Origin of the sequence: Lysobacter sp. MMG2, from assembly GCF_016735495.2 — a bacterium.
Lineage (GTDB): Bacteria > Pseudomonadota > Gammaproteobacteria > Xanthomonadales > Xanthomonadaceae > Lysobacter_J.
In genome coordinates, this window is sequence record NZ_JAERQY020000001.1 from 378309 (window position 1) to 395573 (window position 17265).

Below are 17265 nucleotides of genomic sequence, written 5' to 3' on the forward strand. Positions count from 1 at the left end.
ATCACGAATCCCGAATCACGAATCCCGGCTTCAGAGCGTGCGCTGCACTTCGATACGCTCGAAGCACTCGATCTGGTCGCCCGGCTTGACGTCGTTGTACGCCTTCACGCCGATGCCGCACTCGGTGCCGTTGCGCACCTCGTCGACGTTCTCCTTGAAGCGGCGCAGCGATTCCAGTTCGCCTTCGAAGATGACGGCGTTGTCGCGCAGGACGCGGATCGGCTTGTTCCGCTTGACCACGCCTTCCACGACCATGCAGCCGGCGACGGCGCCGAACTTGGAGCTGCGGAAGACATCGCGAACCTCGGCGGTGCCGATGATCTCTTCGCGGATCTCCACGCCCAGGATGCCGGACGCGACCTGCTTCACCTGGTCGATCACGTCATAGATGATCGAGAAGTAGCGCAGGTCCACGCCGTTGCCTTCGATCACCTTGCGCGCCGATGCGTCGGCACGGACGTTGAAGCCGATGACCGTCGCCTTCGCGGTGAGCGCGGCGTTGGCGTCGGACTCGGTGATGCCGCCCACGCCGGAGCTGATGACGTTGATGCGGATCTGGTCGTTGGACAGCGCGGTCAGCGACTGGCGCAGCGCTTCCACCGAACCCTGCACGTCGGCCTTGACGACGAGGTTGAGGCTCAGCTGGCCCTCGCCCTTGCCCATCTGGGCCATGATGTCTTCCATGCGGTTGCCGGCAGCGGCGACCAGGCGCGATTCACGGCGCTTGGCGTCGCGCTGCTGCGCGACGTCCTTGGCCAGACGCTCGTCGTCGACGACCACGAAGTCGTCGCCCGCGTCCGGCACGCCGGACAGGCCGAGCACCTGCACCGGAATCGACGGACCGGCGCCCTCGACCTGCTTGCCGTTCTCGTCGAACAGCGCACGCACGCGGCCGTACTGCACGCCGCACACGAGGTAGTCGCCCTTCCTGAGTTCGCCCGCCTGCACCAGCACGGTGGCGACCGGGCCGCGGCCCTTGTCGAGCGCGGATTCGATCACCGTACCCGTGGCACGGCCGGTCGGTACTGCGCGCAGTTCGAGCACTTCGGCCTGCAGCGAGATCGCGTCGAGCAGGTCGTCCACGCCCAGGCCGGTCTTGGCCGACAGCTCCACCATCTGGGTATCGCCGCCGAAGTCTTCGGCCACGATGTCCTCGGCGAGCAGGTCGTTCTTGACGCGGCTCGGGTCGGCGTCGGATTTGTCGATCTTGTTGATCGCCACGATCAGCGGCACGCCGGCCGCCTTCGCGTGCTGGATGGCTTCCTTCGTCTGCGGCATGACGCCGTCGTCGGCGGCCACGACCAGCACGACGATGTCGGTCAGCTTGGCGCCGCGTGCGCGCATCGAGGTGAACGCCGCGTGGCCCGGGGTGTCGAGGAAGCTGATGACGCCCTTGTCGGTTTCCACGTGGTACGCGCCGATGTGCTGGGTGATGCCGCCGGCTTCACCGGAGGCCACCTTCGTGCGGCGGATGTAGTCCAGCAGCGAGGTCTTGCCGTGGTCGACGTGGCCCATGATGGTGACCACCGGCGGACGCGCGACCTTCTCGCCCTGCGTCTCTTCGACGTGGGCCAGCAGTGCGTCTTCGGCGCTGGCGGCATCGGCCTTCACGACCACATGGCCCAGCTCTTCGGTCACCAGCGCAGCGGTGTCGTGGTCGATGGACTGGTTGATGGTCGCCATGACGCCCATCTTGAACAGCGCCTTCACCACGTCGCCGCCCTTGAGCGCCATCTTCTGCGCCAGATCGGCGACGGTGATGGTCTCGCCGATGGCGACGTCGCGCACGATCGGCGCGGTCGGTCGGGTGAAGCCGCTGCCCGAACGCGCCTGCTCGGCGTGACGGCGCTGCGGCTTGGCCTTGCCACGCGAGCTGGCGCCACGACGGGCGCGCTCGGAGGCGCTCAGGTGCATCTGGCCGGCGAAGCGGTTGGTGCGGTCGTCGTCCTCGACGGTCGTCACCATCGCGTGCGAGCCACGCGTCTTGTGCGCGGGGGTGCCACGCGGCGCTTCGGCCACGCGCGCCGGAGCGGGCTTGGGGTGACCGTGGCCGTGCGCGGCCGCAGGCTTGGGATGACCGTGGCCGTGGGTGGTCGCAGGCTTGCGCGCGGCCGGCTCCTCGGCGTCTTCGGCGACCACGCTGGCGTCGGCCAGGCGGGCACGCTCTTCTTCCTCGGCCTTCTGGCGCGCGATTTCCTCCGCCTCGCGACGGACCGCATCGGCCTCGTCGGCGCGACGCTTGTCGTCAGCGGCCAGGCGCTGCTGTTCGGCGAGGTTGCGCTGCTTGGATTCCTCCAGCTTGCGCAGGATCTCGGCGCGCTCGTCGCCCTCCGACATCGGCTGGCCTTCGGTCGGCTTCACCAGCGTGACCTTCTTGCGCACCACGACGTCGACGGTCGTCTTGTTCTTGCCGCCGCCGACGGTGATTTCCTGCTTCCGGCTGCGGTTGAGCGTGATCTTCTTCGCCGCGTCCCCCGGTTCGTCGGCCTTGTCGGCCTTGCCGTGGGAGCGCTTGAGGAAGCCGAGCAGCTTGACTTTCTCGATGCTGGTGACGACCTGGTCGGGGCCGCTGAAGGTCATGCCGGCCTCGGCCAGCTGCTCCAGCAACTTCTCGACCGGCGTGTTCACCAGTTCGGCCAGCTTGCGGATGGTGGTTTGCTGCGACATTCGGATTCCGTGTCCTCGTGGCGCGGGGCGGGCCCCGCGCGTGTTGGCGTCATTCTAGCCCGGCGGTGCCGGGCGGGCCGACGCGGTATTCATTCGAACCAGTGCTTGCGCGCTTCCATGATCAGCGCGGCGGCACGGGCCTCGTCGATGCCATCGATATCGGTCAGCTCGTCGGTGGCCATGTCGGCCAGGTCGTCGCGCGTGACCACGCCGCGCGCGGCGAGCGCGTAGGCGGTGGCTTCATCCATGCCGTCCAGCTCGAGCAGGTCGGCCGCCGGCTGGTGCTCGTCGAGCTCCTCCTCGGCCGCCAGCGCCTCGTTGAGCAGGGCGTCGCGGGCGCGCGAGCGCAGTTCCTCGACGATGTCCTCGTCGAAGCCCTCCACCGCGAGCAGCTCGCCGACCGGCACGTAGGCGATTTCCTCGACCGTGCTGAAGCCTTCCGAGACCAGGATGCCGGCGATTTCCTCGTCGACTTCCAGCTTTTCCTGGAACAGCTGGCGGGCGGCGTTCTGTTCGGCCTCCGACTTCGCCGTGACCTGGTCCTGGGTCATCACGTTCAACTGCCAACCCGACAGGCGGGACGCCAGACGCACGTTCTGGCCGCCCTTGCCGATCGCCTGGGCCAGGCGGTCTTCCGCCACGGCCAGATCCATCGAGTGCTTCTCTTCATCGACGATGATCGACTGCACTTCCGCCGGCGCCATCGCGTTGATGACGAACTGGGCCGGGTTGTCCGACCACAGCACGATGTCCACGCGCTCGCCGTTGAGCTCGTTGCTCACCGCCTGCACGCGCGAACCGCGCATGCCGATGCACGCGCCGATGGGATCGGTGCGGTTGTCGTGCGCGACGACGGCGATCTTGGCGCGGTCGCCCGGATCGCGTGCGCAGGCCTTGATCGACACCAGGCCCTGTCCGACTTCCGGCACTTCGAGCTTGAACAGCTCCATCATGAATTCCGGCGCGGCGCGGCTGATGAACAGCTGCGGGCCACGCGGTTCGCTGCGCACGTCGAACAGGTAACCGCGCACGCGGTCGCCGGTGCGCAGCACATCGCGCGGGATGCCCTTGTCCTTCGGGATGATCGCCTCGGCGTTGCCGCCCAGGTCGACGTAGATGTTGCCGCGCTCCACGCGCTTGACCACGCCGGTGACCAGTTCGCCCACGCGATCCTTCCACGCGTCCACGACCTGCTGGCGCTCGGCCTCGCGCACGCGTTGCACGATCACCTGCTTGGCGGCCTGTGCGGCGATGCGGCCGAACTCGGGGTTTTCGATCTGTTCTTCGATGTAGTCACCGACCTCGGCGCCCTCGACCTCGTCGACGGCGTCCATCAGGCGGATCTGGCGATCCGGTGACTCCATCACGACGTCGTCGGCCACGACCTCCATGCGACGGTAGGTTTCGTAGCTGCCGTCCTTCTGGTCGATGGTGACGCGCACCAGCACGTCCTGGTCGTGGTAGCGCTTCTTCGCAGCCGAGGCCAACGCGGCCTCGATGGCCTCGAAGATGACCTCGCGCGGGACGCCCTTCTCATTGGCGACCGCGTCCACGACCAGCAACAGTTCCTTGCTCATCTTTCTAGCTCCGCACGGTCGGCGACTCGCGCCGCCGGCATTGGGTGGTGATGGGGTGGTTTACTTCTTTGCCTTCGAAGCGCCGCCTTTCGGCGCGCCCTTCGACGGCTTGTCTTTGCCCGGCTTGACCGGGGCGAATCCAAGCGCGGCCCAGTCCGGGACCAGGCGCGCCTTGTCGATGTTTCCGAACGGCACGACGAACTCGTTGCCGTCCAGCACGAAGACGACGTTGTCGCCGTCCACGCGCGCAATCTGTCCCTGCAGTCGGCGGCGGCCGTCCTGCGGCAGCTTCATGGCGACCTTGGCGGTCTCGCCTGCGAAGCGCTCGTAGTGGCCCAGCGTGAACAGCGGGCGGTCGATGCCGGGCGAGGAGACTTCCAGCGTGTACTGGCTGCTGATCGGATCTTCCACATCCAGCTGCGCCGACACCTCGCGGCTCACCGCCTCGCAGTCGTCGATGGTCACCGAGCGCGGCTGACCGTCCTCGCCCACGGCCCGGTCGGCCGGCACGTCGATATACAGGCGCAACACGGCGTTGCCGGGGGCTGCAAGGTATTCCGCGCCCAGCAGCTCGACACCCAGCGACGCAACGGTCGGGGCGAGCAGGTTCGCGATTTCCACAGCTTTGTCCGTCACGCGTCAGACTCCCACGAAGCCGGCACGGGACCCATCCCGATGCCGCGCAATGCCAAAAGGAAACGGCCTCGCGAACACGTTCTTCCGAAGCACGCATTCCTGGAGCAGGAACTTCCGAATCACATACCCACGGGCACGAAAACGACAAAGGGCCCTTGCGGGCCCCTTGTCCGTACAGCTGGATGTCGGTGTGATCGCGTGAGCAGTGCGCGATCACCAAGCCCGGCCTTTGGCCCGGGAAAGCCCGGAATCCGGGCTTTCCTCGGATCGTGTCGATGAACGAACGATCCTGGCCGAAGCTGGTAGCGGGGGCAGGATTTGAACCTGCGACCTTCGGGTTATGAGCCCGACGAGCTGCCAGACTGCTCCACCCCGCATCAGGCCGATCATCATAACGGCCGACTAAAATCTGCGCAAGCCCGATTCATGAATTAAATCGGATTCGCGCTAAAACTGCTGTCAGGCGAACGCCCTCTGGCACCACGCCATGATCGGATTCCAGGCCAGACCCAGTGCGAGCAGCGCCAGCGCGTTCACGCCGAAGGCAATGCGCAGCGGACGGTCGTTGCTGGGCTCCATGGGCTCCCCTTCCGGCTCGTCGAAGTACATCGCCTTGATGACGCGCAGGTAGTAGAACGCGCCGACCACGGCAAACACAACGCCGACGAGCGTCAGCCACAGCATGTCGCCCTGCAGCGCGGCGCGCAGCACGGCCAGTTTCGACCAGAAGCCCAGGAACGGCGGCACGCCGGCCAGCGAGGCCATCACGCACAGCACCAGGCCGGCCATCCACGGATTGCGCGCGTTGAGGCCCTTGTAGTCGTCGATGCGGTCGGCTTCGAAGCCGCGGCGCGAAAGCACCACGATGGCACCGAAGGCCGCGGCCGACATGATCGAGTAGCTGATCGCGTAGAACAGCGCCGCGGCGAAGCCCTCACGCCCGCCGCCGGCCAGGCCGACGAACAGGAAGCCCACGTGCGAGATCGTCGAGTACGCCAGCAGGCGCTTGAGATTGGTCTGCACCATCGCGCTGAGGTTGCCGATGGCGAGCGACAGCACCGCGAGGATCGCCAGCATCAGGCGCCACTGCTCTTCGAACGCGGGCGCGCCGACTTCCAGCAGACGGTAGGTCATGCCGAACGCCGCCAATTTCGGCGCCGAGCCGATGAACAGCGTGATCGGCGTCGGGGCGCCGTGGTACACGTCCGGCAGCCACATGTGGAACGGCGCGGCGCCGAACTTGAACGCGATGCCGGCGACGATGAACACCACGCCGGTGATCAGCATCAGCGTCGACTCGCCGGCCTGCAGCTTGTCCTGCGTGACGGCGGCGATCTGGTCCAGCTGCAGCGTGCCCGTGGCGCCGTAAACCAGCGACAGGCCGTACAGCAGCAGGCCCGAGGCGAGCGCGCCCAGGACGAAATACTTGATGGCCGCTTCCGAGGCCAGCGGGCTTTCGCGGTCGACGGCCACCAGCGCGTAGGAGCAAAGCGCCAGCATTTCCAGGCCCAGGTACACCATCACCAGGCTGCCGGAGGACACCAGCAGCATCATGCCGGCGGTGGCGAAGAGCATCAGCACCGACACCTCGCCCTTGTACAGCTCGCGGGCGCGCAGGTACGGCCAGGTGTAGATCATCGCCAGGATGCCGACGACACCGATGGTCACCTTCATCACATCGGCCGCGATGTCGCGGACGAACATCCCGCCGAGCACGGTGCCCTGCCCGCCCACACCGGTGGCGACCATGAAGGTCGCGACCGCGAGCACGGCAATGGCGAACAGGTGGCTGACCACGCGGCGGCGCTCGTCGATGAACAGGTCGATCATCAGCAGCGCGAACGCGCCGAGGATCACCACCAGCTCGGGGAGCAGCGGCATCAGGTCGGCGATGGAACGGACAGGCATGTTCATTGCGCTACGACCTCAGAGCTTCGACGCGGCGATCTGCGTCGCCAGATTCGCGATGGCGGGTTCCATCAGGTCCGTCAGCGGCTTCGGCCACAGGCCCAGGATCAGCACGCCGGCGGCGAACACGCCCAGCACGAAGGCTTCGCGTGCGTTGATGTCTTCCAGTTCGGCAACGTGCGCGTTGGCCACTTCACCCCACATCGTGCGCTTGACCAGCCATAGCGTGTAGGCGGCGCCGATGATCAGCGTGGTGGCCGCGACGAAACCGATCAGCGGGTGCTGCTGGAAGCTGGCGAGGATCACCATGAACTCGCCCACGAAACCCGACGTGCCCGGCAGGCCGGAGTTGGCCATCGCGAACAGCACCATGAACGCGGCGAACCACGGCATCACGTTGGCGACGCCGCCGTAGTCCTTGATCATGCGGGTGTGCATGCGGTCGTAGAGCACGCCGACGCAGGAGAACATCGCGCCCGACACGAAGCCGTGGCTGATCATCTGCACCATCGCACCCTGCAGGCCCAAACGCGCCGCATCGGTGTTGCCCGCATCGCGCACCAGCGCGAACGAGATAAACGTGCCCAGGGTGACGAAGCCCATGTGCGACACGGACGAGTACGCGATCAGCTTCTTCATGTCGTCCTGCGCCAGGGCGACCAGACCGACATAGACCACGGCAATCAGGCTCAGCGCGATGACGAGCCACGCGTACTCGGCGCCGGCATCCGGCACGATCGGCAGCACGAAGCGGATGAAACCGTAGCCACCGATCTTCAGCATGATCGCAGCCAGGATCACCGAACCCGCGGTCGGCGCTTCCACGTGCGCGTCCGGCAACCACGTGTGGACCGGGAACATCGGCACCTTGACCGCGAAGGCCACCAGGAAGCCGAAGAAGATCCACATCTGCTCCGTCGCCGTCAGCGGCTGCGCGTACATGTCGGCCAGCTGCCAGCTACCGCCCTTCAGGTACAGGTAGATCAGGCCCAGCAGCATGAACAGCGAGCCGAGGAAGGTGTACAGGAAGAACTTCACCGATGCGTACACGCGACGCGGGCCGCCCCACACACCGATGATGATGAACATCGGGATGAGCATGCCTTCGAAGAACACGTAGAACAGCATCGCGTCCAGCGCGGCGAACACGCCGACCATCAGGCCTTCGAGGATCAGGAACGCGGCGTAGTACTGCGCCACGCGCTTCTCGACGGAGGTCCACGCGCCGATCATCGCCAGCAGCGTAGTCAGCGTGGTCAGGCCGATCAGCGCGATAGACACACCGTCCACGCCCAGGTGGTAGCGGATGTTGTAGACCGGGATCCACTTGCGGTTCTCGACGAACTGCATGGCCGCGCTGGCCATGTCGAAACCGGTGAACAGCGGGATGCTCGCCAGCAACGTCAACAAGGCGATGCCGGTGGCGAACCAGCGGGCCGCATTGGCGCGCTGGTGGCCAAAGGCCATCGTGGCCAGACCGCCGATGATCGGCAGCCAGATCAAGAGGCTGAGCAGGAAGGAAGTGCTCTGCAAGGGCTCGGAATTCACGTCGGGTCCTTGTCGTAATCAGCGCCAGTAGCGGATCAATGCGGCCAGCAGAACAATCAGGCCGACGATCATCGCGAACGCGTAGTGGTAGAGGTAACCGGACTGCATCCGGCGGGTCAGGCGGGCAACCAGGTCGACGACGCGAGCGCTGCCGTTCACCGCGGCACCGTCGATCACGTGCGTATCGACCGCACGCGAAACCTTGCCCAGCGCCAGGCCACCGCCGGCGAAGCCGCCGATCCAGAGCTTGTCGAAGCCGTACTTCTCCTCGAGCACGCGCACCGGCCAGGCGAACAGCTTGCGCGCCTTCGCGGGCAGCTCAGGCTTCCACAGGTACATGATCGTGGCGAGGATGAAGCCGCCCAGCGTCAGCCAGAACGCCGGCGCCTTGAAGCCGTGCAGCGCGTAAGCCACCGGGCCGTGCCACACCTCGGCGCCCACCTTGGCGACGGTGTCGCGCGCGGCGGCCACGTCGATGGAGCCCAGGAAGAACGGCAGCTGCTTGTGGTGGCCCATCGTGTCGGTGCCGAACAGCATCTGGCCGACGGTGAAGAAGCCGATCACCACCGACGGGATCGCGAGCAGGATCAGCGGCACCGTCACCACCCACGGCGACTCATGCGGCGTGTGCGCGTGGTGGTCGTCATGGCCGTCGTGGCCATGCGCGTCGTGTTTGTGGTGCGCGTCGTGGCCGTGCTGCTCGGCGAGCTGTGCTTCGTGCTCGCTGGAGTCCGCTTCCGGCGCGACGTAGTGGTCCGGCACCGGATCGTGGAAACGCTCCTTGCCGTGGAAGGTCATGTACAGCAGGCGGAAGCTGTAGAACGCGGTGACGAACGCGCCCAGCAGCACGGCCCAGTATGCGTAGGTCGCGACCCAGCTGTGCGCCTCGTGGGCGTGTTCGGCGGCGGCCTCGATGATGGTGTCCTTCGAGTAGAAACCGCTGAAGAACGGCGTGCCGATCAGCGCCAGCGTGCCGATGAGCATCGTCCAGTACGTGATGGGCATGTACTTCTTCAGGCCGCCCATGCGGCGCATGTCCTGCTCGTGGTGCATGCCGATGATGACCGAGCCGGCGCCCAGGAACAGCAGCGCCTTGAAGAAGGCGTGCGTCATCAGGTGGTACACGCCGGCGCTGTACGCCGACACGCCCAGCGCGACCGTCATGTAACCCAGCTGCGACAGCGTGGAGTACGCGACCACGCGCTTGATGTCGTTCTGCACGATGCCGATCAGGCCCGTCCAGAACGCCGTGGTGGCACCGATGAAGAGCACGAACGTCAGCGCCGTTTCCGACAGCTCGAACAGCGGCGACATGCGCGCGACCATGAAGATGCCCGCGGTGACCATCGTCGCGGCGTGGATCAGCGCGGAGATCGGCGTCGGGCCTTCCATCGAGTCCGGCAGCCAGACGTGCAGCGGCACCTGCGCCGACTTGCCCATCGCACCGATGAACAGGCAGATGCAGATGAAGGTCATCAGCGACCAGCCACCGATCGGCGCCAGCCAGCTGCCCGCCTCGGCCAGTGCCGGCCACGCGTTCTGCATTTGCGCGGCGGCCAGAGCCGGCTCGCCCGCACGGGCGAAGACGGTGCCGTAATCCAGGCTGTTGAAGGTGTACAGCACGCCGGCGATGCCGAGCAGGAAGCCGAAGTCACCCACGCGGTTGACCAGGAACGCCTTGAGGTTGGCGAACACCGCGGTCGGGCGCTTGAACCAGAAGCCGATCAGCAGGTACGACACCAGGCCCACCGCTTCCCAGCCGAAGAACAGCTGCAGGAAGTTGTTGCTCATCACGAGCATCAACATCGAGAAGGTGAACAGCGAGATGTAGCTGAAGAAGCGCTGGTAACCGTCGTCCTCGGCCATGTAGCCGATGGTGTAGATGTGCACCAGCAGCGACACGAAGGTGACGACCACCATCATCATCGCAGTCAGCTTGTCGACCATGAAGCCGACGTTGGCCTCGATGCCGCCGACCTGGAACCAGGTGTAGACGTTCTCGTTGAACGGCGACGCGCCCTGCCAGGCAAGCTGCCACAGGACATGGATCGACAGCGCGCAGCTGGCGGCGACACCCAGGATGGTCACCCAGTGCGCACCGGCGCGGCCCACCTGGCGGCGGAATAGGCCGGCGATGATCGCGCCGAACAAGGGCGCGAGCACGATGGCGAGCAGGACGGACTTGGAGATGGCGTGTTCCATTGCGTGCTCCACCTCAGCCCTTCATCGAATCGATTTCGGCCACGTTGATCGTGCGCCGGTTGCGGAACAGCGTGACCAGGATGGCCAGGCCGATGGCGGCCTCGGCGGCCGCGACGGTCAGGATGAAGAACACGAACACCTGGCCGGCCGGGTCGGACAGCTGGCGCGAGAACGCCACGAAGTTGATGTTCACCGCGAGCAGCAGCAGCTCCAGCGACATCAGCAGCATGATCACGTTCTTCCGGTTGAGGAAGATGCCGGCGACGCTGATGCAGAACAGCACCGCGCCGAGCGCGAGGTAGTGGCCGAGCGCCAGCCCGGCGCCGAAGAATTCGCTCACGGCTTGCCCTCCTCTGCCGGGGTTTCCGCCGGGGCCGGTGCTACCGGCTTGACGGCGTCCATCTTGATCACGCGCACGCGGTCGGTGGAGCGCACGCGCGCCTGCGCCGACGGGCTCTGGTGACGCGCACCGACGCGGCGGCGCAGGGTCAGCATCACCGCCGCGATCACCGCGACGGTCAGGATGACCGCAGCGACTTCGAACGGCAGCAGGAACTGCGTGAACAGCGCACGCGCCAGCCACTGCGTGTTGCCCGCCGCCGACGGATCGGCCGGGAACGCGGTGGCGACGTTGGCCTTGACGCCGATCAGGGTGAGCATTTCCACCAGCATGACCACCGCGACCACCAGGCCGATCGGCAGGTAGCGCACGTAGCCTTCGCGCAGCGGGGCGACGTCGATGTCGAGCATCATCACCACGAACAGCAACAGCACCATCACCGCGCCGACGTAGACCAGGATGAGCGCCACGCCGAGGAACTCGGCGCCGGCGATGATCCAGGTGCAGGCCACCGAGAAGAAGGTGAGCACGAGGAACAGCACGGCATGCACCGGGTTCTTCACGCTGATGACCGCAACGGCCGCCATCGTGGCGACGGCTGCGAAGAGGAAGAAGGCAATCTGGGCGAGATCCATGTTCGTCAGGCCCTCAGCGGAAAGGTGCGTCGGCGGCGCGGCGTTCGGCGATCTCCGCCTCGAGGCGGTCGCCGATGGCCAGCAGCTGCGGCTTGGTCAGGATGTTCTGGCCGCGCTTGTCGAAGTGGTACTCGTGCACGTGCGTCTCGACGATCGAGTCGACCGGGCAGGATTCTTCGCAGAAGCCGCAGAAGATGCACTTGAACAGGTCGATGTCGTAGCGCGTGGTGCGGCGGGTGCCGTCCTCGCGCTTGGTCGAATCGATGGTGATCGCCAGCGCGGGGCACACCGCCTCGCACAGCTTGCACGCGATGCAGCGCTCTTCCCCGTTGGGGTAGCGGCGCAGCGCATGCACGCCGCGGAAGCGCGGCGACTGCGGCGTCTTTTCCATCGGGTACATCAGCGTGTACTTCGGCTTGAACAGGTACTTGCCGGTCAGGGCAAGGCCCTGTGCGAGCTCGATGAGCAGCAGGCTCTTGAAGTAGGAAACGATGCGATTCATGCGTGATGCCCCTTACACGCCGGGCTCGAAGATTTTGAAGTACGCCATCAGCGCGACCACGCAGATCCACGCGATGGTGATCGGGATGAAGACCTTCCAGCCCAGGCGCATGATCTGGTCGTAGCGATAACGCGGGAACGAGGCGCGGAACCAGATGAAGCAGCTGGCGAAGAAGAACACCTTCGCGAGCAGCCACCACCAGCCGTTGCCCAGCACAGTGCCCAGCACCGGCACATCGGGGATCCACGACGCGGGAATGGGCGACAGCCAGCCGCCGAGGAAGAAGAGCGAGGTCAGGAAGCTGATCAGGATCATGTTCGCGTATTCGGCCAGGAAGAACAGCGCGAACGCCGAACCCGAATACTCGACCATGTGGCCAGCCACGATTTCCGACTCGCCTTCCACCACGTCGAACGGCGCGCGGTTGGTCTCGGCGACGCCCGAAATGAAGTACACGACGAACAGCGGCAGCATCGGCACCCAGAACCACTCCAGGAAGCCGGAGTTGCCCGACTGCGCCATCACGATGTCCGTGAGGTTGAGGCTGCCGGCGCCGACCATCACGCCGACCATCGCGAAGCCCATCGCGATTTCGTACGAAACCACCTGCGCCGCCGCGCGCATCGCGCCGAGGAAGGCGTACTTCGAGTTCGACGCCCAGCCGGCGAGGATGATGCCGTACACGCCCAGCGAGGTCATCGCCAGTAGGTACAGCAGGCCCGCGTTCGCGTTGGACAGCACGACCTGGTAGTCGAACGGCACCACGGCCCACGCGGCGAAGGCCGGCGCGAGCGCGATCAGCGGCGCGAGCTTGAACAGGAAGTTCTCCGCGCGCGAGGGCTGGATGACTTCCTTGAACAGCAGCTTGAACACGTCCGCGAAGGCCTGGAGGATGCCCCGGCCGACGTACATCGGTCCGTGGCGCACGTGCATCCAGCCGATGAGCTTGCGCTCCCAGACGACGTAGAAGGCCACGGTGATGATCACCGGCATCGCGATCAGCAGGATCTTCAGCACGATCCAGACGATCGCGCCCGTCATGCCGAAGGACAGGAAGAACTCGCGCAGCGGATCGACCACGTGGGTGGTGAACATTCCATTGGTCATCGCTTACGCCCTCCCCGCCTGCACGCGACCCGACATCGGCGCGGTGGCGCCGTGGCCGGTTTCGACCCACACGGTGCCGGGCGCGACCTTGTCGCTGACCGAAACCGGCAGCGTCGCGGTGCCCGCGGCGGTGTTGAACTTGCCCACCACGCCATCCGCGAAGCCCAGTGCGGCGGCGTCCGTCGGATTCAGCACGGCCTTGGGTTCGACGTTGAGCGGGTGCGCCTGCAGGGCCGGCGCGCGACGCACGACCGCATCGCTGCGGTAGATCGCGACGCTGGCAGCCACTTCCAGGCCTTCGCCCGCGACGTTGGGCGCCTTGCCGGCGACGACGTTCACTTCACGCATCTGCATGCTCGCGCGCAGACCGGCCAGATCGACGAACTCGAAGCCCTTGGCTTCCAGTTCGCCACCCAGCGCACGCAGCACGCGCCAGCCGGCGCGCGCCTGACCCGGCAGCTTGCCGCCCGAAACAGTCGCCTGCTGGCGACCATCGAGGTTGGTGAGCGTCGCGTCGATCTCCGGCAGCAGACCGATCGGCAGGATCACATCAGCGACCGCGCGCGTCGAACGGCACGCGAACGTGCTGAACGCCACGACCTGGGCCGCGTTGAGCGCCTTCAGTGCGGTTGCGGTGTCGGCGAAGTCCATGCCCGGCTCGATGCCGTACAGCACATACGCCGAACGCGGATCGGCCAGCATCGCCTGCGCGTCGCGCGAGGTCGGCAGCACGCCGTAGTCGGACAGGCCGACGGCGTTCGCGCCCTGCGGGATGCGATTGAGCGAAGCACCCGTGGCAGCGGCGAAATCGGCGGCGGCCTTGCGGATCTGCGCGGCGTGCGGGCCGTTCTCGGCCAGCGCGCCGACGATGACGACCGCGCGCGTGGCGTTCTTCGCAATGTCGATCAGGCCACTGTCGCCGAGCACGCCGGCGATCTTCGACGGCGCGACGATCGCCTTCTGCGCGATGTCGTAGGTGAAGTCGAAATCGACCGGATTGACGACGTACACCTTGGCGCCGCGGGTCCAGGCCTTGCGCACGCGCTGGTTCACCAGCGGCAACTCATGGCGCAGGTTGGAGCCCACGATGACGATGACGTCGGCGTGGTTGAGGTCGGCGACGGGCGCGGCGAACGTCGTCGCATGCGCGGCGTCGCTCAGGTCGTGCTGGCCGATGCGATGGTCGATATTGCCGGTGCCGAGCGCGTCGGCCAGGCGGGCGAGCAGCGCGCCCTCCTCGTTCGAGGTCGCAGGCCCGACGAGCACGCCGAGCTGGTCGGCGGCGTTGTCGCGCAGGATCTTCGCGGCCTTCGCCAGCGCTTCTTCCCACGAAGCTTCGCGCCACTCACCGTTGTCCTTGACCATCGGCGCGTTCGCACGGTCTTCGGCGTACAGGCTCTGGTGCGAGTAGCGGTCCCGGTCCGACAGCCAGCATTCGTTGACCGCTTCGTTGTCACGCGGCACGGTGCGCAGCACTTCACCGCGGCGCACGTGCAGGAACAGGTTGCTGCCCAGCGCATCGTGGTAACCCAGCGACTCGCGTGCGACCAGCTCCCACGGACGTGCCTTGAACTGGAACACCTTGTTGGTCAGCGCGCCGACCGGGCACACGTCGACGACGTTGCCGGAAAGCTCCGTCGTCAGCGGCTTGCCGTCGTAGGTGCCGATCTGCAGGTTCTCGCCACGGTACATGCCGCCCAGCTCGTAGGTGCCGGCGATCTCCGCGGTGAAACGCACGCAGCGCGTGCACTGGATGCAGCGCGTCATCTCGGTGGCGACCAGCGGGCCGATGTCCTCGTCCGGCACGACGCGCTTGCGCTCGACGAAACGGCTCACGGAACGGCCATAGCCGAGCGACAGGTCCTGCAGTTCGCACTCGCCGCCCTGATCGCAGATCGGGCAGTCGAGCGGATGGTTGATGAGCAGGAACTCCATCACGTTGCGCTGCGACTTCAGTGCCTTGTCGCTGCGCGTGGAGACCTTCATGCCATCCATGACCGGCGTGGCGCAGGCCGGCGCCGGCTTCGGCATCTTCTCCACTTCGACCAGGCACATGCGGCAGTTCGCCGCGATGGCCAGCTTGTCGTGGTAGCAGAAACGCGGGATCGCGATGCCGGCCTTGTCGGCGGCCTGGATGATCATCGAGCCCTTCGGCGCGGCCATTTCGACGCCGTCGATGAAGACGGTGACGTGGTCCGGCGGCAGGTTCGGATTTACGGGCTGTGCGCTCATGCGGCGACCTTCTCCACCACCGTGCCGGCGCGCTGGTCATCGACCAGGAAGCGCTTGTTCACGATCGCGTATTCGAATTCATCCCAGTAGTGGCGCAGGAAGCCCTGCACCGGCCACGCGGCGGCTTCGCCGAAGGCGCAGATGGTGTGGCCTTCGATCTGTCCGGCGGCGGCGCGCAGCATCTGCAGGTCTTCCAGCGTCGCCTGCTTGTCGACGATGCGGGTCAGCATGCGGTACATCCAGCCGGTGCCTTCGCGGCACGGCGTGCACTGGCCGCAGCTTTCCTTGAAGTAGAAGCGCGCGATGCGCTGGCAGGCGCGCACCATGCAGGTCGTCTCGTCCATCACGATGACCGCGCCCGAGCCCAGGCCCGAACCGGCCTTCTGGATCGAGTCGTAGTCCATCGTCAGCGACATCATCACGTCGCCCGGCAGCACCGGCATCGACGAACCACCCGGGATGACGCCCTTGATCTTGCGGCCTTCGCGCATGCCGCCGGCCAGCTGCAGCAGGTCGGCGAACGAAGTGCCCAGACGGATTTCGTAGTTGCCCGGCTTGGCCACGTGGCCGGAGACCGAGAAGATCTTCGGACCGCCGTTGTTCGGCTTGCCCAGGTTGAGGAACCACTCCGCGCCGTTGCGGATGATCGCCGGCACCGAGGCGTAGGTCTCGGTGTTGTTGATCGTCGTCGGCTTGCCGAACAGGCCGAAATTGGCCGGGAACGGCGGCTTGTAGCGCGGCTGGCCCTTCTTGCCTTCCAGCGATTCCATCAGCGCGGTTTCTTCGCCGCAGATGTAGGCGCCGGCGCCGAGCGCGCCGTAGATGTCGATGTCCACGCCGCTGCCGAGCACGTTCTTGCCCAGCCAACCGTGTTCGTAGGCTTCCTTCAGTGCCTGCTCGAAGTGCTCGAACGGCTCGTGATGGAATTCGCCGCGCAGGTAGTTGTACGCAACCGTCGAACCGGTGGCGTAGCAGGCGATCGCCATGCCTTCGACGACCGAATGCGGGTTGTAGCGCAGGATGTCGCGATCCTTCGCCGTGCCCGGCTCGGATTCGTCCGAGTTGCACAGGATGTACTTCTGCGTGCCGCTGCCCTTGGGCATGAAGGACCACTTCAGGCCGGTCGGGAAGCCCGCGCCGCCGCGGCCGCGCAGGCCGGAGCCCTTGACCAGGTCGATGATCGCCGACGGCTCCATCTTCTCGGTCAGGATCTTGCGCAGCGCTGCGTAACCACCGGTCTTGAGGTAGTTCTCGTACGACCACGGAGTGTCGTAGTGCAGCGTCGTGTAGACGACGGTGTGCTCCTGCGGAGCCGGGCCAACCGGACCGTAGCCCTTGGAGTAGTCGTGATGCTCGTGCGCCATGGAGTGAGGCCTCACTTCAGACCGTCGAGCAGCTCGTCCACCTTCGAGGCGTCGAGGTTCTCGTGGTAATGACCGTTGATGACCACCACCGGCGCGCCGCAGCACGCGGCCAGGCACTCTTCCTCACGCTTGAGGTAGACGCGACCGTCGGAGGTGGACTCGCCCAGCTTGCAGCCGAGCTTCTTTTCGGCGTGGCGGACCAGGTCCTCGGCGCCGTTGAGCCAGCAGCTGATGTTGGTGCAGAAAGCGACGTTGTGGCGACCGACCTGTTCGGTCTCGAACATCGAGTAGAAGCTCGCCACTTCGTACGCCCACACGGGCGGCAGGCTCAGGTACTTCGCCACGGCCGCGATGAGCTCGTCGCTCAGCCAACCACCGTTCTGTTCCTGCGCGGCGTGCAGGCCCTGCAGCACGGCCGAACGCTTGCGGTCCGGCGGGAACTTGGCCAGCCAGTGGTCGATGTGCGCGCGCGTCTTGTCAGACAGCGCGACCATCGGGTCGACGTGCTGACAGGCTTCGAAATTTCCGGTCGCCTTCATTTGCCCTT

General features: G+C 66.2%; 13 protein-coding genes and 1 tRNA gene. All 14 read right to left on the reverse strand.

What is annotated here, in order from left to right; genetic code table 11:
- Nucleotides 1-30: 30 nt before the first annotated feature.
- The 14 genes from infB to nuoE all read right to left on the reverse strand — a co-directional run bounded on the left by infB (nucleotide 31) and on the right by nuoE (nucleotide 17257).
- Nucleotides 31-2667, reverse strand: coding sequence for a translation initiation factor IF-2 (gene infB, locus JI752_RS01640; protein WP_216958336.1), 2637 nt, complete (start codon nucleotides 2665-2667; stop codon nucleotides 31-33).
- A gap of 89 nt (nucleotides 2668-2756) precedes the next feature.
- Complete coding sequence (gene nusA, locus JI752_RS01645) at nucleotides 2757-4244, reverse strand: transcription termination factor NusA (protein WP_216958338.1); 1488 nt, start codon at nucleotides 4242-4244, stop codon at nucleotides 2757-2759.
- A gap of 60 nt (nucleotides 4245-4304) precedes the next feature.
- Entirely contained in the window at nucleotides 4305-4880 is a 576-nt protein-coding gene (gene rimP / locus JI752_RS01650; protein WP_216958340.1) for a ribosome maturation factor RimP, read from the reverse strand.
- Nucleotides 4881-5180: 300 nt separating this feature from the next.
- Nucleotides 5181-5257 (reverse strand) — tRNA-Met (locus JI752_RS01655).
- A gap of 82 nt (nucleotides 5258-5339) precedes the next feature.
- Complete coding sequence (nuoN, locus tag JI752_RS01660) at nucleotides 5340-6788, reverse strand: NADH-quinone oxidoreductase subunit NuoN (protein ID WP_254200142.1); 1449 nt, start codon at nucleotides 6786-6788, stop codon at nucleotides 5340-5342.
- Nucleotides 6789-6806: 18 nt separating this feature from the next.
- Complete coding sequence (locus tag JI752_RS01665) at nucleotides 6807-8303, reverse strand: NADH-quinone oxidoreductase subunit M (protein ID WP_216961713.1); 1497 nt, start codon at nucleotides 8301-8303, stop codon at nucleotides 6807-6809.
- Nucleotides 8304-8354: 51 nt separating this feature from the next.
- On the reverse strand, nucleotides 8355-10538 hold the full coding sequence (gene nuoL / locus JI752_RS01670; protein ID WP_216958344.1) for an NADH-quinone oxidoreductase subunit L: 2184 nt from the start codon (nucleotides 10536-10538) through the stop codon (nucleotides 8355-8357).
- Between the two features lie 13 nt (nucleotides 10539-10551).
- Nucleotides 10552-10854 (reverse strand): NADH-quinone oxidoreductase subunit NuoK, encoded by a 303-nt coding sequence (gene nuoK, locus JI752_RS01675; protein ID WP_216961719.1) that lies wholly within the window; start codon nucleotides 10852-10854, stop codon nucleotides 10552-10554.
- A 20-nt stretch (nucleotides 10855-10874) separates the two neighbouring features.
- A complete protein-coding gene (locus JI752_RS01680) occupies nucleotides 10875-11513 on the reverse strand; it encodes an NADH-quinone oxidoreductase subunit J (RefSeq protein WP_216958346.1) in 639 nt (212 codons plus the stop codon).
- A gap of 13 nt (nucleotides 11514-11526) precedes the next feature.
- Nucleotides 11527-12015, reverse strand: a complete 489-nt coding sequence (gene nuoI, locus JI752_RS01685) for an NADH-quinone oxidoreductase subunit NuoI (RefSeq protein WP_216958348.1) — start codon at nucleotides 12013-12015, stop codon at nucleotides 11527-11529.
- Nucleotides 12016-12027: 12 nt separating this feature from the next.
- Nucleotides 12028-13110 carry an NADH-quinone oxidoreductase subunit NuoH gene (gene nuoH, locus JI752_RS01690; RefSeq protein ID WP_216958350.1) on the reverse strand — a complete coding sequence of 361 codons (1083 nt, stop codon included), beginning with the start codon at nucleotides 13108-13110 and terminating at the stop codon, nucleotides 12028-12030.
- Between the two features lie 15 nt (nucleotides 13111-13125).
- Nucleotides 13126-15354, reverse strand: a complete 2229-nt coding sequence (gene nuoG / locus JI752_RS01695; protein WP_216958352.1) for an NADH-quinone oxidoreductase subunit NuoG — start codon at nucleotides 15352-15354, stop codon at nucleotides 13126-13128.
- The gene (gene nuoF, locus JI752_RS01700; protein ID WP_216958354.1) at nucleotides 15351-16718 is read right to left on the reverse strand and encodes an NADH-quinone oxidoreductase subunit NuoF; all 1368 of its coding nucleotides are present in this window, start codon (nucleotides 16716-16718) and stop codon (nucleotides 15351-15353) included. The genes nuoG and nuoF overlap by 4 nt, the downstream gene beginning before the upstream one ends.
- 11 nt (nucleotides 16719-16729) lie before the next feature.
- Complete coding sequence (gene nuoE / locus JI752_RS01705; RefSeq protein ID WP_216958355.1) at nucleotides 16730-17257, reverse strand: NADH-quinone oxidoreductase subunit NuoE; 528 nt, start codon at nucleotides 17255-17257, stop codon at nucleotides 16730-16732.
- Nucleotides 17258-17265 lie beyond the last annotated feature (8 nt).

What these genes read in the sequence shown, in the direction of transcription:
- nuoH (WP_216958350.1), bottom strand. Translation starts at nt 13,110, where the DNA reads ATGTTCACCACCCACGTGGTCGATCCGCTGCGCGAGTTCTTCCTGTCC.
- nuoE (WP_216958355.1), bottom strand. Translation starts at nt 17,257, where the DNA reads ATGAAGGCGACCGGAAATTTCGAAGCCTGTCAGCACGTCGACCCGATG.
- infB (WP_216958336.1), bottom strand. Translation starts at nt 2,667, where the DNA reads ATGTCGCAGCAAACCACCATCCGCAAGCTGGCCGAACTGGTGAACACG.
- nuoG (WP_216958352.1), bottom strand. Translation starts at nt 15,354, where the DNA reads ATGAGCGCACAGCCCGTAAATCCGAACCTGCCGCCGGACCACGTCACC.
- nuoI (WP_216958348.1), bottom strand. Translation starts at nt 12,015, where the DNA reads ATGAATCGCATCGTTTCCTACTTCAAGAGCCTGCTGCTCATCGAGCTC.
- nuoF (WP_216958354.1), bottom strand. Translation starts at nt 16,718, where the DNA reads ATGGCGCACGAGCATCACGACTACTCCAAGGGCTACGGTCCGGTTGGC.
- nuoN (WP_254200142.1), bottom strand. Translation starts at nt 6,788, where the DNA reads ATGCCTGTCCGTTCCATCGCCGACCTGATGCCGCTGCTCCCCGAGCTG.
- JI752_RS01680 (WP_216958346.1), bottom strand. Translation starts at nt 11,513, where the DNA reads ATGGATCTCGCCCAGATTGCCTTCTTCCTCTTCGCAGCCGTCGCCACG.
- nusA (WP_216958338.1), bottom strand. Translation starts at nt 4,244, where the DNA reads ATGAGCAAGGAACTGTTGCTGGTCGTGGACGCGGTCGCCAATGAGAAG.
- nuoL (WP_216958344.1), bottom strand. Translation starts at nt 10,538, where the DNA reads ATGGAACACGCCATCTCCAAGTCCGTCCTGCTCGCCATCGTGCTCGCG.